The sequence below is a fragment of the Rheinheimera soli genome (assembly GCF_031457405.1).
In the GTDB taxonomy this organism is placed as follows: Bacteria; Pseudomonadota; Gammaproteobacteria; order Enterobacterales; family Alteromonadaceae; genus Pararheinheimera; species Pararheinheimera soli_A.
The window spans coordinates 35887-54321 of sequence record NZ_JAVDWR010000004.1; the positions used below are offsets into that span (position 1 = coordinate 35887).

Annotated in this window: 14 protein-coding genes; 5 read left to right on the forward strand and 9 right to left on the reverse strand. The window is 47.1% G+C overall.

Features of this window, described 5'->3' with window-relative positions; genetic code table 11:
• Window positions 1–15 precede the first annotated feature (15 nt).
• The 8 genes from recG to J2W69_RS08195 form a co-directional block, all read right to left on the reverse strand.
• Window positions 16–2097, reverse strand: coding sequence for an ATP-dependent DNA helicase RecG (recG, locus tag J2W69_RS08160; RefSeq protein WP_310276543.1), 2082 nt, complete (start codon window positions 2095–2097; stop codon window positions 16–18).
• Between the two features lie 93 nt (window positions 2098–2190).
• Window positions 2191–2994 carry a substrate-binding periplasmic protein gene (locus J2W69_RS08165; RefSeq protein WP_310276545.1) on the reverse strand — a complete coding sequence of 268 codons (804 nt, stop codon included), beginning with the start codon at window positions 2992–2994 and terminating at the stop codon, window positions 2191–2193.
• A gap of 35 nt (window positions 2995–3029) precedes the next feature.
• Window positions 3030–3422, reverse strand: coding sequence for a RidA family protein (locus J2W69_RS08170; RefSeq protein ID WP_008900731.1), 393 nt, complete (start codon window positions 3420–3422; stop codon window positions 3030–3032).
• A 5-nt stretch (window positions 3423–3427) separates the two neighbouring features.
• Complete coding sequence (gene spoT, locus J2W69_RS08175) at window positions 3428–5551, reverse strand: bifunctional GTP diphosphokinase/guanosine-3',5'-bis pyrophosphate 3'-pyrophosphohydrolase (RefSeq protein WP_310276550.1); 2124 nt, start codon at window positions 5549–5551, stop codon at window positions 3428–3430.
• A gap of 108 nt (window positions 5552–5659) precedes the next feature.
• Window positions 5660–5935: a DNA-directed RNA polymerase subunit omega gene (rpoZ, locus tag J2W69_RS08180; RefSeq protein WP_008900729.1), complete on the reverse strand. Its 276-nt coding sequence runs from the start codon at window positions 5933–5935 to the stop codon at window positions 5660–5662.
• A 48-nt stretch (window positions 5936–5983) separates the two neighbouring features.
• Complete coding sequence (gmk, locus tag J2W69_RS08185; protein ID WP_310276557.1) at window positions 5984–6616, reverse strand: guanylate kinase; 633 nt, start codon at window positions 6614–6616, stop codon at window positions 5984–5986.
• A 74-nt stretch (window positions 6617–6690) separates the two neighbouring features.
• Window positions 6691–7170: a PaaI family thioesterase gene (locus J2W69_RS08190; protein ID WP_310276559.1), complete on the reverse strand. Its 480-nt coding sequence runs from the start codon at window positions 7168–7170 to the stop codon at window positions 6691–6693.
• Between the two features lie 34 nt (window positions 7171–7204).
• Window positions 7205–7699, reverse strand: a complete 495-nt coding sequence (locus J2W69_RS08195) for a hypothetical protein (protein ID WP_310276562.1) — start codon at window positions 7697–7699, stop codon at window positions 7205–7207.
• A gap of 281 nt (window positions 7700–7980) precedes the next feature.
• Here J2W69_RS08195 and J2W69_RS08200 point away from each other — a divergent pair, with 281 nt between their 5' ends.
• From J2W69_RS08200 to J2W69_RS08210, 3 genes are all read left to right on the forward strand, one after another.
• Window positions 7981–9090 carry an efflux RND transporter periplasmic adaptor subunit gene (locus J2W69_RS08200; RefSeq protein WP_310276565.1) on the forward strand — a complete coding sequence of 370 codons (1110 nt, stop codon included), beginning with the start codon at window positions 7981–7983 and terminating at the stop codon, window positions 9088–9090.
• 2 nt (window positions 9091–9092) lie between these two features.
• The gene (locus J2W69_RS08205) at window positions 9093–12158 is read left to right on the forward strand and encodes a multidrug efflux RND transporter permease subunit (protein WP_310276568.1); all 3066 of its coding nucleotides are present in this window, start codon (window positions 9093–9095) and stop codon (window positions 12156–12158) included.
• 440 nt (window positions 12159–12598) lie between these two features.
• The gene (locus tag J2W69_RS08210) at window positions 12599–15061 is read left to right on the forward strand and encodes a TonB-dependent receptor (RefSeq protein ID WP_310276571.1); all 2463 of its coding nucleotides are present in this window, start codon (window positions 12599–12601) and stop codon (window positions 15059–15061) included.
• A gap of 178 nt (window positions 15062–15239) precedes the next feature.
• On the opposite strand, the gene gntR is transcribed toward J2W69_RS08210, so the two are convergent.
• Window positions 15240–16241: an HTH-type transcriptional regulator GntR gene (gene gntR, locus J2W69_RS08215; protein WP_310276574.1), complete on the reverse strand. Its 1002-nt coding sequence runs from the start codon at window positions 16239–16241 to the stop codon at window positions 15240–15242.
• Between the two features lie 124 nt (window positions 16242–16365).
• Between gntR and J2W69_RS08220 the strand changes: the two genes are divergently transcribed.
• Both J2W69_RS08220 and J2W69_RS08225 read left to right on the forward strand, forming a co-directional pair.
• Complete coding sequence (locus J2W69_RS08220; RefSeq protein WP_310276578.1) at window positions 16366–16950, forward strand: gluconokinase; 585 nt, start codon at window positions 16366–16368, stop codon at window positions 16948–16950.
• Between the two features lie 86 nt (window positions 16951–17036).
• Window positions 17037–18434: an MFS transporter gene (locus J2W69_RS08225; protein ID WP_310276581.1), complete on the forward strand. Its 1398-nt coding sequence runs from the start codon at window positions 17037–17039 to the stop codon at window positions 18432–18434.
• Window position 18435: the final 1 nt, after the last annotated feature.

Genomic DNA, 18435 nt, shown 5'->3' on the forward strand with positions numbered 1-18435 from the left:
TATATATACACCTAATCAGGCTTGAGCGTAGATCTCTTTCAAACCTAACCAACGGCGGATCAGAGGAGCACAGTTTGGGTGATACTGTTGCCAGAGCAGAGCCGCAGCTTGTTGGGCCGCTGGGATAAGCTGAGCGTCCCGGCTTAAGTCGGCGATGCGGTAGCTCACCTGGCCTGTTTGTTTGGTACCCAGCAGTTCGCCTGGTCCACGTATTTCCAAATCACGTTGTGCTATGACAAAACCGTCATTGCTTTCTCTAAGCACCGCTAAACGAGCCTGAGCTGTGGGTGACAAAGGCGCGTGATACAACAGTAAACAGTGGGACACTGCGCTGCCCCGGCCGACCCGGCCTCGTAATTGATGCAGCTGAGCTAAACCTAAACGTTCGGGGTTTTCAATAATCATTAAGCTGGCGTTGGGGACATCAACACCTACTTCAATCACAGTAGTTGCCACCAGTAAATCCAGTTCACCGGCTTTAAAAGCGGCCATTACCTGTTGTTTTTCCGCTGCTTTTAAGCGGCCATGCACTAAAGCTATACGTAAATCCGGTAAGGCAGCAGTCAGCTCTACCGCTGTCATTTCTGCGGCCTGACATTGCAACTGTTCCGACTCTTCAATCAAAGTACAAACCCAATACGCCTGCCTGCCTTGTTGTTGTACGACTTGCCTTACCCGTTCTGTGACTTCGCCACGGCGGCTGTCGGGTAACACCACTGTAGTGACAGGGGTACGACCTGGCGGTAATTCGTCTATGACAGAGGTATCTAAGTCGGCATAAGCTGTCATGGCTAAAGTGCGGGGTATAGGTGTGGCAGTCATCACCAGTTGATGTGGATAAAAGCCGGTATCAGCACCTTTTTCACGCAACTCCAGCCGCTGATGCACACCAAATCTGTGTTGCTCGTCGATAATCACCAGGGCCAGTTGTTGAAACTGCACCTGCTGCTGAAACAATGCATGAGTGCCAATCACCATTTTGGCTTCACCGGTTTGAATAGCATTCAGCTGTAACTGCTTTTGTTTGACTGAGGCTTTACCGGCCAGCCAGGCAATTTGATAACCCAAAGGCTCCAGCCAGGCCCTGAAGGTATTGGCGTGTTGTTCTGCCAACAGCTCAGTCGGAGCCATCAAGGCCACCTGAGCGCCACGACTTAATACAGTTAAAGCTGACAAAGCGGCCACTAAAGTTTTGCCAGAACCAACATCACCCTGCACCAGACGCAACATAGGTTCGGTCTGAGCTAAATCATGGCGAATTTCTTTGATCACGCGTTGCTGCGCTGCTGTAGGAGCAAAAGGTAAAGCGGCTAAAAATTGTTGATCTTGCTGCTCTTCCACTACAAAACTGCGACTTTGCTGGACACGGCATTGTTGGCGTAATTGCAGCATGGATAACTGTTGTGCCACTAACTCTTCGAAGATCAGCCGCTGTTGCGCCGGATGTTGGCCTTGCTCCAGCAGTTGCAAAGACGCATCTGGTGGCGGTCTGTGCAGATAAAATAAAGCATCAGACAAAGACCAGCTGTTGTGGCCCAGCACAGGTGCTAAGTATTCGGTCGGGCTGCTGCGCTGTAATACCTGCAAAGCGGCGTCTGTTAAATTACGCCAGCTGTTTTGTTTCAAGCCTTCGGTACTGGGGTAAACAGGGGTCAGAGTTTCAGCTACATCCTGATCAACGCCGTCTTTTAGAACTTTGTATTCGGGGTGCATCATTTCAAAACCACGCATGCCCCTTTTTACTTCACCAAACACTCTTAAAGTGACACCTGGCGTGACAGCATTTTTTTGCGCTGCATTAAAATGGAAAAAGCGTAAGGTCAGATGGCCTGAACCGTCGCGAATGGACACCAGCCAGCTGCGTCTTTTACCAAAGGTAATTTCACTGCTGATCACTTCGCCTTGTACTGTCGCTGTTTGCTGCGGCCATAAGTCGGCGATGGGGTAAAGGCGGGTACGATCTTCGTAACGTAAGGGCAGATGAAACAACAAATCCTGCACACTCTGAATACCCAGCTTATGCAGCAGTTCACTGACTTTGGCACCAACACCTTTTAGCTGGCTGACGGATAGGGTATCCAGTGCTGTAACTGTCAAAACAAAGACCGTGCTAAGTGGCTGATAACAGGCAGTTTAACCTGTGATCGCAATGAGGCATAGCCGCAGATGTGTTTTGGTAATGTTTTAGGGTTAGTTTTTCTGGTCCGGCTCTGAATCAGCCAGATAGGTTGGGCCATGTTCTAACGGGTTAAAAGCATAGAGTTTTTTTACTGTGCCGTCTTGCACCATAGAGGCGATGGCCTGTTCAATCCGGCTTTTTAGTGCCAGATGTTTGCTTTTTTTAGACAAGCCAATATTGATAAAACGTTTTTCTACTACAGAAAAATCAACAGGTGCTCTTTTAAACTGATAATGCAGCTCCTGTTTGTCGGCTATGACATCCAGGGAGCTTTGAGTGGGCACTATTAAGCCATCCACCCGGCCACGTAACAGCATTTCAAAACCTGTTTCTATACTGTCTATTTCAACATGGCGTCTGGAGGTTTTGATCAATGGCATCAGGCCTGGATGGTAAGTGTAGTTGCGCACTGTCGCCAAAGTTAAAGAAGCCAGTTGGTTAAAATTGCGGATCTGCCGTGGATCCACAGCTTTTAAATACAAAGATTCAGGAATTCTTTCGTTATAAGGCATCAGATAAATAAATTCTGCCCTTTCTTCGGCAAAATTCAGATTACTCATTAAATCTGCTTCGCCTGTCTGCATTTGACGAAAGCAACGGGCTGAAGGAGTTTTAGGGCTGAATTGCAATATGAAACCAGCGCGTTTCGCCAGTTCCTGCATTAAGTCTACAGAAGGACCATAAGGCGCCTTACCTGTTTCATAGGCATGAAAACGCGAAAAATGATCCAGACACCAGGTGAGCACTGGTGTCTCTGTAGCGGCTGCAAAACGGGGGAGTATCAGCAGCAAAACACAACACAGGATCTTGTTCACTCAGTTCGCCTTGCAGGACCGAAGCAGCAGGTGCCCTAGTTAGTTGAAGGAACTTCCATCACACCATCAATTTCAACCTGAGCGCCACGAGGTAAAGCACTGACCTGAACCGCAGCTCGAGCAGGGTAAGGGGCGCTGAAGTGTTTGCTCATAATTTCATTGACGGTGGCGAAATTCGACAAATCAGTCAGGAAAATATTCACCTTAACCATATCATTTAAACTGCCACCAGCGGCCTGACAAACTGCAGCCAGGTTTTCAAACACCTGCTGGGTTTGTTCAGCGAAATTTTCAGACACCATCTGCATAGTCTCTGGCACTAAAGGGATCTGGCCAGATAAATACACAGTAGTGCCAATTTTAACGGCCTGACTGTAAGTACCAATAGCGGCAGGAGCTTTATCTGTACTGATGATCACTTTTGACATAACAACTATTTCCTTCTGTAAACTTTAAGTACCTCAGGCACAACACGAATTTTGCGCATGACGTTAGCTAAATTAATGCGGTCACGTACAGATAAAGTGATTTTCACCACGTATTCACCTGTGTCTCTGTCGTCGGTCGACAAGTCCTGAATATTTGAATCCTGCGACGCTATCACTGTAGTCAGTTTTGCCAGCACACCGGGCTGATTGAGAATAAATACCCTGATATCACATAAAAACTGTTTATCACCGGTTTTGTCCCATTTCACCGGGAAGTATTTACCCGGCTCTTTTTCCCAGCCACGAATATTGCGGCATTCCACACGGTGCACGTTCAGGCCCTTGCCCGGCGTGGCATTAGCGGCAATTTCATCACCAGGAATAGGGCGGCAACATTTGGCGAAGGTGAGCAACATACCTTCAGAGCCAATAATAAAAGCTTTGGCTTTTTGGTTGGCCGGGTTTTCAGCAGGCAAAGCTTCTTCGCCTGAATCAAAACCACCCATCAAACGGCGAGCGACAGCTATAGGCAACTGATTACCCAAACCTATTTCGACCAGCAGTTCATCCAGCGATTTTTGCGTCGTGCTTTGCAGTACCTGTTCAATACGCTCTGGCGGAATATTTTCCAGTTTGACATCACCCAAAGCTGAAGTCAGTAAACGACGGCCTAAGCCCACAGCTTCACTCAGCTGCTGTTTTTTCAAATAGTTACGAATACCTAAAATAGCCCGGCTGGTCACCACATGGTTCAGCCAATTGGCGTTAGGTTTACCGCCAGGACTGGTAATAATTTCAACCGTCTGGCCTGTTTCCAAAGGTTTGTTCAGCGGATAAGGTTTACGATCCACCCGCGCACCAACACATCTGTTGCCTATGTCGGTATGCACTGTGTAGGCAAAATCAACCGCATTGGCACCTATAGGTAATTCAACAATCTGGCCTTTAGGGCTGAATACATACAACTCATCCGGATAGAGTTCAGATTTGACGTTTTCTACAAATTCGTAGGTGTTACCTGAGCTTTGTTGCAATTCAAGTAAACTTTGCATCCAACGCTGAGCCCGGATTTGCGCTGTGGTATTTTTGTTTTCGCCAGCGCCTTTATAGGACCAGTGCGCGGCAATACCTTTGTCAGCCATTTCATCCATTTCACGGGTACGCATCTGAATTTCCACCGGAATACCGTGTGGTCCAATCAGAGAGGTATGCAAGGACTGGTAACCGTTTTGTTTTGGAATGGCGATATAGTCTTTAAAACGGCTTTCAATAGGTTTAAACAGGTTATGCACTACACCTAAAACGCGGTAGCAGTTGTCTATGCTGTTAATCAGTACACGGAAACCGTAAATATCCATTACATCGTTAAACATTAGCTCTTTGCTTTTCATCTTACGATAAATGCTATACAGATGTTTTTCACGACCTGCCACTTCGGCTTCGATACCGGCGGCTTTAATACGCTGCTCTATTTCCGACTGAATGCGTTCAATAATTTCTTTGCGATTACCCCGGGCCTGCTTCACTGCAGTTTCCAAAGCGCGATAGCGCATTGGGTATAAAGCGCGGAAGCCCCAGTTTTCCAGCTCGTTTTTAATATTGTGAATACCTAAACGGTTGGCAATTGGGGCGTAGAGTTCTAAAGTTTCACGGGCAATACGACGGCGTTTTTCTGGTTTGAGAGCACCTATGGTGCGCATATTATGAGTGCGGTCGGCCAGTTTAATCAGAATAACGCGGATATCCTGCGTCATCGCCATAAACATTTTTTGCAGGTTGGTAACTTCGAACTCTTTGATATCTTTGAATTTTACTTTATCGAGTTTACTGACACCCTGTACCAGCTCGGCTACTGTTTCACCAAAAGTACGGGTTAAGTCTTCTTTACTGACAGGAGTATCTTCAATCACATCGTGTAATAACGCAGCCATCAAGGTCTCGTAATCCATCCGCATTTCGGCGAGGATACTGGCAACTGCTACAGGATGAGTAATATAAGGTTCGCCGCTGGAACGAATTTGTGGCGCGTGCGCGTCGCGGGCTACAACATAAGCCTGTTGCACCAGAACGACCTGCTCAGCTGGCAGGTAAGCACTGATTTGATTTTTCAGGCCTTCAAACAAATACATCCGAAACTCCCCAATACGCACAACGCTTTGGCGTGTTCCTTTGAATATACGTGGATTTCAAACTATTGCCAACGGCCGGATACCGTTGGCAGAGGGTACGAGCTCAGATTATTCGTCAGAACCGATAATTGCAGCGACGGCAGCCATTTCAGAGGCTTCTTGCTGTAACTGTTCACGACGTTCCTGCTGGTCCAGAATACCGTTAGTGATAAAACCTTTTTCGATTTCACGTAAAGCAACCACAGTTGACTTATCGTTTTCCGGGTCAACCATTGGCTCTTTGCCTTCAACAGCTAACTGACGGGCACGACGTGAGGCCACCAGAATTAAATCAAAGCGGTTACCAATTTTATTTACTGCATCTTCAACTGTTACGCGAGCCATCTGCCACTCCGGTTAATCTGGGTCTGAATAAAGACCGCATAGTCTACTCTATTTCGTTTCGTTCGCCAACAGGCCAGAAATTAACTTCTGTTGCCGTATCGCTTGTTTTTGCTGTTTTAAGCGTTGGGTAAGGATAATGCCGGAAAATTGCTGTAACGCCAGTTCCAGATCATCATTCACCACCCAGTAATCGTATTCGCTGGCATGACTAATTTCATCACGGGCTTTGGCCATGCGGCCAGCTATCACTTCTGCACTATCCTGACCACGCTGATTCAGGCGCTGCTCTAAAGCTTCAACACTGGGCGGCAGAATAAAAATTGTGCTGACAAAAGGCAGTTGGGCTTTAATTTGACGGGCACCTTGCCAGTCAATATCCAGAAATACATCTATACCTTGCGCTAGTTTATCGGCCAAAGCCGCTTTGGAGGTACCGTAATAATTGCCAAAGACTTCAGCCCATTCAATAAACTGATCCTGTTCAATCAGCTGTTTAAAGGCTGGAACATCAGTGAAGTGGTACTGCACACCATTGCTTTCGCCCGGCCTTGGTGAGCGGGTGGTATGAGAAACACTGAGCTGCATATCGGCATGTTGTTGCAGCAGCGCGTTGATCAGCGTGGATTTTCCGGCCCCGCTTGGCGCTGAAATAATAAATAAGTTACCTAATAAGTCCTGCATGCCGTACCACCTTCTGATCAAAAGCGGATTTTAGCCGCATCGCTGCCGTGCTGCAAACAAGGCTTGGTGTTTGTTCAGGATTTCTTTTTCGCTTTGACCGACAAAGTTAAAGTGAATTTGGCCATCAGCTCGTCGCCATGTAACGAAGGGCAGGTGACATCAATAGTCACTGGCTGATTAATCCGCTCTCCGGTATCCAGCGACTGTTGGATCATCTGGTCTATTAAAGCGCCGTCATTGCTGATGAAGTGAATAGCAGCTTCCGGACGTTTTAAAAATTCACCCTGTACATCTTTAAAGGCAAAATGGATATTCAGCTTCTTCTGCCGCGCTTTGTAAAAGACTAAAAAAGCACCAGCTAAATCGGCACCTATAGCCAAAGCGCCAAAATAAATACTGCCCAAATGGTTTTTGGTATGGCGATGATGTGGCATACGAATGACGGTGCGTGCGTCAGTTAACTCCAGAATTTTTGGCTTACAAAAACCAATCAGCGGAATATAACGAAATCCAAACCACCAGAGTTGCCAGTTGGCTTTAGTGAGTGCGTTCATCAGTATGCTCCAGAATTCAACTGGTCGGAGCTTATCATTCTGATGGCGATAGTGCGACTTTTTGCTGCCAATGTCGCTCAAAATTCGCTTTGGCTTGCTGACGCTGCTCAACACACCACACCATTTGTCTGCTGTCGCGTACACCAAAACATTGCTTCGGCTCAGAGTAATAAGCCAGCCATGCCTGTAATTTTTTGCCCTGATAAGGTGCTTTTACCGACACCGAGCTGACATAAAGTTGTGGGCCTTTGGCGATATCATTCAGTGGCGCTGTTGCTGGTGCTTTGATGGTTTTCTTTGGTTTAATCTGCGGTGTGACAGGTTTTTGGCAAAACTGATCCAGCTGTTTTTCTAACAAACGCTGATCGAGGTTGAGCTGTTCTGCTTCTTTTAAGCTGTACCCTGAACTGATTTTTTGTTCCAGCTGCTGCAGTTTTTTTGTGGCTTTGGCGCAATCAGCTGCTGGCCATTGGGGTTGGGCATAAAGTGCAAAACTGCAGCAGAATACAATAAACAACAGCGGTTTCATCCTGAACTCCGCCTGTTAATGAAGGGTTAAATAACTATAGTTGATTTTTGGCGCTTTGAGCTGAATGAATTTAGGACTATGAACGGGCTCTGCTGGTCTGTTTTTTTTTGCAGCTGAACGCATTCTCTGATCCTTTATCATACCGAAATCGTTTAGCTTGGTTAGACAATACAAAATACTGAATAAATTAAAGAAATAGCCTGCGATTTCCTGATAACGCTGGCTATGCTAAGTGGGCTGAACAGGCTGTTTATTGCCACTGAATTAAGCGGAGTTTTTGCATGAAATTGGTAAAACTAGTGATGCTATCCGGCCTTTGGCTGAGTTGTACTGTTATTGCGCAACAAAGCCCGGCTGTGCCGGTGAAAACCGCTGTGGTGCAACAGCAGGCTGTGCCTGTTTGGATCCGGGCTATAGGCCAGGTGAAGGCTGAGCAAAGTGTCGAAATACGCCCGCAGGTCGATGGTGTGTTGCAGCGTATTTTGGTGGAAGAGGGGCAGTTGGTGCAAGCCGGGGATTTACTTGCCGTAATTGATGATCGCAGTATTAAAGCCGCGCTTGAACAGGCTAAAGCTCAGCTTTCTGTGGTGCAGGCGCAGCTGGATGTGGCGCGACTGGATTTAAAACGTTATCAGAATCTACGCAAAGATCAGGCGGTATCGGCACAAATGGCCGATCAGCAGCAGGCCACAGTGCAGCAGTTAGAGGCTGAACTTCGTAGTGTGCAGGCCACTATTCATGCACAGCAAGTGGAGTTGTCTTTTACTCAAATTCTGTCGCCTTTTGCAGGCCAGGTCGGCATTCGTAATGTGGATGCTGGCAACTATGTGCGGACCAGTGATGCCAGCAGTTTGTTTTCTGTGGTTCAGTTGGACCCTATCAGTATTGAAATTGCTTTACCTCAGTCGCGTTTAGCCGAGTTACAGCTGTTGATGCAACAGATCAGGCAAAAACAAACAGTGCCGGTGTTGGCTTATTTAAAAGAAGGAGCGGATCCATTGGCTCAGGGCAAGCTCACTGTAGTGGATAACAGGGTGGCTTCTGCCAGTGGTACTATCAGAGTGAAAGCAGATTTTGCCAATCCGGATTCTGCTTTGTGGCCAGGTCAGTCTGTGGTGATAGCTCTGCAAAGCAAGGTGTTAGAAAACGCCTTAACTATTCCGGCTAAAGCCTTGCAGCAAGGGCCACAAGGCGCTTTTGTCTGGTTTGATGATCAAGGCAAAGCCGCGACTGCAGCCGTTGATGTAGTACTGCAGGATAAAAATCAGGTAGTGGTGACAGGAGTGACTGCGGGGCAGCAGGTGGTAGTGGATGGGCAAAGCCGGTTACGCAGAGGTTCGGAGCTAAAAGTTCTGACTGATGCCCCTCAAACTGCGGCTACGGAGCACTAAGCATGAAAAGCCGTAGTCTGTATGCCTGGTGTATGGATCACCCTATAGGCACAGTGTTACTGACATTCGCTTTGGTGTTGTTAGGTATATTGGCCTTTCCACGTTTATCTATAGCGCCTTTGCCTGAAGCTGATTTTCCTACTATTCAGGTGAATGCCCGTTTACCCGGTGCCAGTGCCGAAACTATGGCCTCTTCTGTTGCCACTCCGTTGGAAGTGGCATTAAGTTCAGTGCCAGGCATTACCGAAATGACGTCAACCAGTGCTTTAGGTTCGGTGGAAGTGACTTTACAGTTTGTACTGGAAAAAGATATCGACAGTGCAGCTCAGGAAGTGCAAGCCGCACTGAATCAGGCGGCCGGGCGTTTGCCTGATATGCCTAATTTACCCACCTGGCGTAAGGTGAACCCTGCTGACAGTCCTATTCTGATTATTGGTGTAACCTCTGAAACATTGTCCCGCACGGAAATCAGTGATTTGGCCGAAACCGTGCTGGCGCGCCAGATGACACAAATTAACGGCGTAGGTGAAGTTTTTATTGGCGGCCAGCAAAAACCTGCTATTCGTATTCAGGCCAGGCCTGAAGTTTTAGCCGCTGCGGGTTTAACTCTTGCTGATATTCGTATTGCAGTGCAAAGAGCCAGTGTCAATCTGCCTAAAGGCGCTTTGTTTGGCGACAACAGAGTGTCTACTTTGGCGGTGAACGATCAAATTTTTTCTGCCGGGGAATACGCCGATTTAATTGTCAGTTATAGCGATGGTTCTCCTGTGTATTTACGCGATGTAGCCACAGTGAAACTGGGTGCTGAAAACGATTTTGTGCAAATCTGGCCTAATGGTGAATCTGGTGTGGCGCTTATTATCCGTCGTCAGCCTGGCGCCAATATAGTGGCCACTGCGGATCGAATCAGGGCTGCCTTACCTCAATTGACCGCCGCTTTGCCTGCTGATGTGAAAGTAGAAGTCTTTAACGACAGAACCCGGACTATTCGTTCTTCTTTGCATGAAGTAGAACTGACGCTGGCGATTGCCGTGGTGCTGGTGATAGCTGTGATGGCGGCGTTTTTACGTCAGTGGTCGGCCACCCTGATTGTCTCTGCAGTGCTTGGGGTGTCCTTGATTGGCACCTGTGCTTTTATGTATCTGGTAGGGTTCAGCCTGAATAACCTGACGCTGGTGGCGATAGTTATAGCCGTTGGTTTTATTGTTGATGATGCCATAGTAGTGATTGAAAACATTCACCGGCACTTAGAAGCGGGCGACAGCAAAAGAGTGGCGGCGCTTAAAGGGGCAGAAGAAATCGGTTTTACCGTGGTGTCGATCAGCGTGTCTTTGGTGGCGGCTTTTATTCCGCTGCTCTTTATGGGCGGCATTATCGGCAAGTTGTTTCTGGAATTTTCGTTAACAGCTGCTGCGGCCATTCTGATATCTGTTGTCGTGTGTTTAACTTTAGCTCCAACCTTAGCATCTATTTTTATGGACAAAGCGCCAGCCCATGACCCGGAAAATCCTGGCTTTTTTGACCGCTTAGTCAAACGTTATGACAGAGTGCTGACCTGGGCTTTGGATCATCAGAAGATTATGCTTGGGGTGTTTTTTCTGACAGTGGCAGGCAGTGTCGCCAGTTTTATGGCCATTCCTAAAGGCTTTTTTCCGCTGCAAGACACAGGTTTTGTTATAGGTGTGACTCAGGCCGCTTCAGATATTCCGTACGAAGATATGATTGCCAAACATAAACAGCTGGAGCAGATCTTAAAAAATGATCCGGATATCACGGGCTTTAACCATGCTGTGGGTGGCAATAACTCGACAGGCTCAGGCCGGGTCTGGGTGGTATTAAGCGATCCGGATGACAGAGATGCCAGCGCCAGTGAAATTATTGACCGCTTAAGACCACAGTTTGCGCAAATTCCTGGTTTTCAGGTGTTTTTACGTGCAGCTCAGGATATTAACCTGGGGGCTGGTCCTGGCCGGGCTCAGTATAGTTATGTGTTAAAAGCCTTAAGCAGTGAAGAGTTAGCTACCTGGACTCAGGCGTTAACGGCTAAATTACGGCAAAACCCGATCTTTACCGATTTATCTAACGACTTACAGTGGGATGCCAATATTATTAAGCTGGAACTGGACAGGCAGGAAGCGGCCCGTTTAGGTTTTGCTGCTGCAGATTTGGATCAGGCCTTGTACGATGCTTTTGGTCAGCGCCAGATCAACGAATATCAGACTGAAACCAACCAATATAACGTGATATTGGAGCTGGACCCGGCCCAACGTGGCACAGCAGAAAGCCTTAATTATTTCCACTTACGTTCCCCCACTACCGGAGAAATGGTGCCTTTATTGGCTTTTGCCAAAGTGCTGCCAGCGACCAGTGGCCCTGTGGTGATTGCCCACAATGGCATGCAACCTGCGGCCAATTTATCCTTTAATCTGGCAGCAGGTATTTCATTGGGTGAGGCTGTTGAAGTTCTGGAACAAGCCCGTACCGGGTTACAAATGCCTGCTTCGGTGTCGGGTTCTTTCCAGGGCGCAGCTCAGGCGTTTCAGGATTCTCTGGCCACTCAGCCCTTGCTGATTTTCACTGCTTTGTTAGCTGTGTATATCATTTTGGGCGTGTTGTACGAGAGTTTTGTTCACCCTCTGACAATTTTATCCACGCTGCCCTCTGCTGCTATAGGTGCTATTTTATTGCTCTGGGTCTGGCAGCTGGATTTCTCTATTATGGCGCTGATCGGCATTATCTTGCTGATAGGGATAGTGAAGAAAAACGGCATTCTGATGGTCGACTTTGCGTTGCAAGCCCAGCGTGAGCAAGGCTTGTCGGCAAAAGAGGCTATTCATCAGGCCTGCTTAGTAAGGTTCCGTCCTATTATGATGACCACGCTGGCCGCTATTTTAGGTGCTGTGCCTTTAATGATGGGCTTTGGTACTGGCGCAGAACTGCGGGTGCCTTTAGGTGTGGCTGTAGTGGGCGGTTTAGCTTTTAGCCAGGTACTGACTTTATTAACTACTCCTGTTGTATTCCTCGCCTTGGATAAAGCCTTTTTGCAGAAAAAGCAAATAGCCAAATAAATACTTCGGTCAGAGTGAAATGAAGCAATCAGCTTTAACTTTACTCTGACCGAAATTCTTTCCCGTACAAAATTGATAGCGCTATCATTTTTGCTTCCACTGCTCTGCCGTACTTCATTTTGATGAAATAAAATACAAAACCTGCCTGTTAATTCAACTGCGACCTTAGTCGTATTCTGTCGTAAAAGATCCGGCTCCCAGCTTATTTTGATAAAAAAGATCCAAATAATGGTTGCGCAATCATTTTTCTGAGGCTAATTTATCGCCCAGGCTTAGGCTTGGTATTACCAATAAGCGAACGAAATCAATCCAAACAGCAATCCAACAGAGATATGCCATGGATTTCTGATCGCTTGAACAGATACCACATAAAAAAATCAACAGGTGTTAGCGCTGTCATGCTGGCAAAAAGAATAAACAGACAGGATAGGGGAATCAAAGTGAAAGTCTTAAAATTAAAACCGTCGTACTTACTCACTACCTTGGCGCTGTGCAGCGCTTTTGGTGTGGTGGCACAAGTTGCAGAAACCACAAATACCGGCGAAGGCAAAGATGATGAAAGCCGTGCTATTGAAGTGATTCAGATCACCGCGACCAAAAGGGTAACCACCTTACGTGAAACTCCGCTTGCTGTTACAGCCTTTGACCAGAAAACTCTGGATAAAAACCATGTGGCCCAGCTGGATGATTTACAGGGCATAGTGCCCAGTTTACAAATTGCTCAAAACGGCACACAAAATACCCCTATGGTCTATGTGCGTGGTATTGGCTCTTCCGACCAAACCGAAAGTGGCGACCCTGCTGTCGCTTTTCACATTGACGGTGTCTATTCAGCCCGCTCTCAGGGCGCTTCTGCGTTGATGTTTGATTTAGAAGGTGCTGAGATTTTACGTGGCCCACAAGGCACTTTATTTGGCCGTAACGCCACTGGTGGTGTGGTGAACTTACACACGGCCAAAGCCCGTCTGGATGGTTTTGATGCCAACGCTGAAATCACGTTAGGCAACTATGACCGCCGCGCTATGCGTGGCATGGTTAATATGCCGTTAAGCGATACCTTAGCTGTGCGTGTTGCAGCCGCAGTGGATCAATCAGAAGGTGTAGTGGATTTCCTGCCGGGTTCAGCCATGGGCGAAAAATACGGTTCAACTGATCTGGCCGCTTCTCGTTTCAGTGCTTTTTACCAGCCATCTGACAAGTTTGATATCACCTTATCTTATGAAAACTTCACTGATAAAGGCACAGGCAATATCCCGACTATTACCGGTGGTTCAGATCGCAGTTCTTTCGTGCAGGAACCAGGTTTTAACCATGCAACCAGCGACAGTTTCCGCACCAGAGCCAACTACAATTTTGATTCAGGCTTGCAATTGTCTTACATAGGCGGCTACACAGATACGTCCCGTGAATCTGTATGGGACAGAAGCTGGAGCCCGACTAAGTACGAATGGGGCGGCTGTGTTGAGTGTGATCACCGGGCCACTCAGCATGAATTGCAGTTAAAAAATGATGACTCAGAGCGTTTTCAGTGGATGGTGGGTTATTTCTACTTTAAAGAGAACAACAACACTATTTTTGACATAGTGCACCCAGACGTGGATTACGAGGGCGGTAATACTCCTAACCCAAATCTGTGGTCTACCTACCGTCAGCCTGATCGTGGTTTAGAGTCGAACAGTATTTATGCTCAGTCTACCTATAAACTGACAGACGATTGGCGTATCAGCGCCGGCTTACGTTACACCGAAGATAAACGCTGGGACAAAGGTGGTCGTAACATCATGTGTCCTGACGAAAAACGTACAGAAGTGAGGGATCCAAATCAGGATTACATAGGCGCATTGGACCCGGATGGCATATTGAACGGTCTGGCTCCGAACAAGTTTTTGGTGCAACCAGGTCAGTGTTGGGTCGATACCTACAACGACACCAGCCCTGAGTGGAGTAAAACCACAGGTATGGCTCGTCTGGAATGGGACATGACGGACAATGTGATGTTTTACACCTCTTACGCCACTGGCTTTAAATCCGGCACTATTCAGGACGGCGGCACCTATAAAGGCGCAGGTCCTTTCACGCAGGCTGATCTGGATGCCATTATCGCGGGCAATAACAATGAAGCTGCCGGTACTGCCGCTTATGTTGCACCAGAAGAAAACACCAGTATAGAACTGGGGATGAAAGGTTTATTCCTGGACGGTACTTTGCAGTTATTTGCTGCGCTGTTCAGCACTGAATACACCGACTTACAGGTCACCAGTAACGTAGTCACCAACACAGGTGCTGACTTACTGCGTAAAACAAACGCAGGTAAAGCCACCATCAATGGTCTGGAATTGGAAGGCCGCTGGTTAGTGACTGAAAACGGCGAGTTAAGTGGCTCAGTCTCTATTCTGGATGCGACCTACGATGAATTCCTGACGACAGACTCAAAATATGGCCGCGATGGTTTAGTTTTTAACCCATCTGCAGGTAACCCGGCATTACCTAACCTGCTGGATTTCAGTGGTAATCATTTAGTGATGGCACCGGAATTTTCTGCTTCAGTGAACTACGAACATTTTGTCGGTCTGGAAAGCGGCGCTACCTTAAAACCAAGAGTTCGCCTGGGTTACACCAGCGAAGTATGGTTTGACCCGGCCAACCGTGGTGACAGACCTGATGGCTTCAGAAATCTGCCTTACGCTGCTGATATCGACCGTCAGGATGCGTATGCCAAAGTGGATTTAAGCCTGGCCTTTGAACCTTCAGCAGGTAGCTGGTCAGCCGAAGCTTTTGTGAACAACGTCACTGACCGCGATATTAAGAGCGATCAAGGCCGTACTCACGGTGACGCAGTACCTAACTTTATGTGGCAATCACCACGTACCTTTGGTGTGCGTTTTAACGTAGCTTTTGAATAATTACCGTCCAACATTATTGATGTTTTACCCTTGTCTCCCGGACTTGTGCGAGTCCGGGTTCTCCCGGTTATTGGGGTATCAGTACCAGCTTCGGCTGGTACTTTTTTGAGTTGAATGGATGGAGTTTCGAACATTCAGTCTGTATCACTTAAGCCATTCAGACATGCAGGAAGGGGATTTAAGTCGAAGCTCGTTCCACTATGCGATAACCCACATCTATAGGTGGCTTATGGGTTTTGTCTTCGCCTGCAGCCGTCATCAGTAATTCAACCGCTTGCTGGCCCATTTCAAAACGCGGTGAGGCGACGCTGGTGATTGAAGGTTCTACCAAAGCTGAAGCTTCTAAATCGTTAAAACCACAAATGGCGATATCAGCTGGTACTTTCAGATTCATTCGTTTGGTTTCAAATAAAGCACCCAAAGCTAAATCGTCATTACAGCAAAATACTGCGTCACACTGGCCCTGAGATTCCGCCATCACGGCCTGCAACAACTGGCCACCTAAACGTATTGATGAAGACTGAGTGGTCGTCACCACATAACTCTGACAAGGTTGTTTAAAGTCCGCTATGGCCTTTTTAAAACCAGCTAAACGTTGCTGAGTACGGGTATCCATGCGGGCGCCCAAAAAGCCTAATTTGCGATAGCCTTTTTGCAGCAAATGGTTGGTGATATCGACACCTGCATTAAAATGCGAAAAGCCAATATTCATATCAATAGGGCAGTCGCTTAACTCCATCAGTTGCACTATAGGAATACCGGATTGCTGCAGCAATTTGCGGGCGTAATCGGTTTGATCTGTGCCGGTTAAAATAAAACCTTCAGGCGACTGGCTAAGTAAAGTGGCGATCAGTTTTTCTTCTTCCAAAGGCGAATAATGGCAATCCCCTAGTACTACCTGCAGATGATGTTGTTTCACAGCGCTATAAATGCCCTGCAGCACGTCATTAAAAACTATGTTAGATAATGATGGAATGATAACCGCAATCACACCTGAGCGACGCGAAGCCAAAGCACTGGCAGCATGGTTACGGATATAACCAATTTCATGCACAGCCTGTTCAACTTTTGTCCGCAGTTTTTCTGAGACTTTCTCCGGATTGCTTAGCACGCGCGACACAGTAATGGCACTGACACCCGCTACTTTTGCCACATCTTTCAGGTTAGGTTTTTTATTCATCGCGCCATTCTCATTATTTTTAAAAAACAATAACTGAAAGCTTAGTTTGAGTCAAAATGGTTGCGCTATCATTTTATCTGAATTAAGCTGAGGCCACATTTTATGGAAGGTGTGATCGTATCTGATGCAACAGGATCCAACAGGGCAGCAGGCAAGCAATTCAGGCAATGAAGAGAATGTTTGCCATGCTCCTCATTTAAAAAGCTGCCAAAGTCTGATCATTATGGGCGTGGCCGGCAGCGGCAAATCTACGCTGGCTTTGCGCCTTGCAGAGCAACTGGGCTGGCACTATCTCGAAGGGGATGATTTTCACAGCCTTGAAGCCAAACAAATGATGGCATCAGGCTCGCCTATCAGCTGTGATATGCGTGACCAGTGGGTTGGCCGTTTATGTGTTGCTTTGCAAGAATGCGCAGCCAAACAACAGGCTGTGGTATTGAGTTATTCAGGTTTAATCCGCAAGCATCGTGAGCGTATTCGCCAGGCCGCACCTCAACCACAGTTTATTTATTTACAAGGTAGCGCTGAATTACTGGCTGAGCGGCTGGCACAACGACAAAATCATTTTATGCCTGTGTCTATGCTGCAAAGCCAGCTGGCGACTATGGAGTCAGTGGAGCAGGAAGCTGATGTGTTGTGTCTGGATATCAGCCAGAGCGTCAACGAACTGATGCTGCAGGTCGTATTAAAAATAGAACAACGACTATAACAAGCGATCACGACTGGCCATTAGTGGCTGGCGCATGATCAATAAATCTGCGAATTAAAACAACAGAACAACGACAGGGTGACAAAGTGACAACAGAAACTGCGGTACCTCAAGACAGGCTAAAGCTGCGCGAAAAAGTCGGTTATGGTCTGGGCGATATGGGTTTTAACTTCTACTGGGCTAATATCTCGGCCTTCTTATTGATTTTCTACACAGATGTATTTGGTATTTCAGCAGCGGCTGCCGGTACCATGATGCTGATCACTAAAATCATTGATGCTTTTACCGACCCTATGATGGGCGCTTTAGCCGACAGAACCAAAAGCCGTTTTGGTAAATTCCGGCCTTATTTATTGTGGTTGGCTTTACCTCTGGCTGGTGCTGGTGTGTTGACCTACAGCACTCCTGACTTAGGCCCTGGCGGCAAACTGGTATGGGCGTATTGCACGTACAGCCTGCTGATGCTGACTTACACAGCTATCAATATTCCTTATTCAGCCTTGTCTGGTGTGATGACCCGTAATAGCCAGGAACGCACCACTTTAGTTAGCTTCCGTTTTATCGGTGGTTTTACCGGCGGTATTCTGGTGACTTATTTAACCCCTAAACTGGTGGTGTTATTAGGCCAGGGTGATGAAATCTTAGGCTGGCAGCTGACCATGGGTATCTTTGGTATAGCAGCTGCTTTGCTCTTTATGTTCACTTTTGCCAGCACCAAAGAACGTATTCAGCCTGTTAGTGAAAACAACAGCGCTGTGAAACAGGATTTACTCGATTTAAAAAACAACAAACCCTGGCTGGTGCTGTTTAGCCTGGCGCTGATCATTATGATCACTATCACTATGAGAGCCAGCAGTGGCGTGTATTACTTTAAATACTATGTGGAGCGGCCTGAGCTGGTCGGCGAGTTTTTATCCTCTTATATGTTTGCTTTGGCTTTAGGTGCTGCATCTACGCCTTTAATGACCAAGTTTATGGATAAAAAGCCGCTGATGATGCTGCTAATGAGCCTGGCCGGATTATTTTCTATCAGTCTGTTTTTTGTCCCAGCCGACGAGGTGGGTTTAATTTTTGCCATCAACCTGGCTATAGGTTTTGTATTGGGGCCTAAATCGCCTTTGGCTTTTTCTATGTATGCCGACACTGCAGATTACAACGAATGGCGCACTGGCCGTCGTGCCACAGCTATGACCTTTTCAGCAGCTACCTTTTCACAAAAATTCGGTGGTGCTATTGCCTCAGCTGTGATTGGCTGGTTATTGGCACTGATAGGTTATGTCGCCAACACTGAACAAAGTGCGGGCTCACAGATGGGTATTTTACTCATGGTTTCGGTGATCCCTGGCTTAGTGGCCTTTTTGGCGGCTTTTGTGATGCGGTTTTACCATTTAGATGAAAAACAATTGCTGACCATTCAACAGGAACTGGACCAGCGTAAATCAGCACCCTTTGTAAAAAATGAAGCAGTCGGAGTGTCGGAGTAAC

Coding starts and splice junctions, on each gene's coding strand:
- J2W69_RS08200 (WP_310276565.1), top strand. CDS start 7,981: ATGAAATTGGTAAAACTAGTGATGCTATCCGGCCTTTGGCTGAGTTGT.
- J2W69_RS08205 (WP_310276568.1), top strand. CDS start 9,093: ATGAAAAGCCGTAGTCTGTATGCCTGGTGTATGGATCACCCTATAGGC.
- J2W69_RS08170 (WP_008900731.1), bottom strand. CDS start 3,422: ATGTCAAAAGTGATCATCAGTACAGATAAAGCTCCTGCCGCTATTGGT.
- gntR (WP_310276574.1), bottom strand. CDS start 16,241: ATGAATAAAAAACCTAACCTGAAAGATGTGGCAAAAGTAGCGGGTGTC.
- J2W69_RS08195 (WP_310276562.1), bottom strand. CDS start 7,699: ATGAAACCGCTGTTGTTTATTGTATTCTGCTGCAGTTTTGCACTTTAT.
- spoT (WP_310276550.1), bottom strand. CDS start 5,551: ATGTATTTGTTTGAAGGCCTGAAAAATCAAATCAGTGCTTACCTGCCA.
- rpoZ (WP_008900729.1), bottom strand. CDS start 5,935: ATGGCTCGCGTAACAGTTGAAGATGCAGTAAATAAAATTGGTAACCGC.
- J2W69_RS08220 (WP_310276578.1), top strand. CDS start 16,366: ATGCAACAGGATCCAACAGGGCAGCAGGCAAGCAATTCAGGCAATGAA.
- J2W69_RS08190 (WP_310276559.1), bottom strand. CDS start 7,170: ATGAACGCACTCACTAAAGCCAACTGGCAACTCTGGTGGTTTGGATTT.
- gmk (WP_310276557.1), bottom strand. CDS start 6,616: ATGCAGGACTTATTAGGTAACTTATTTATTATTTCAGCGCCAAGCGGG.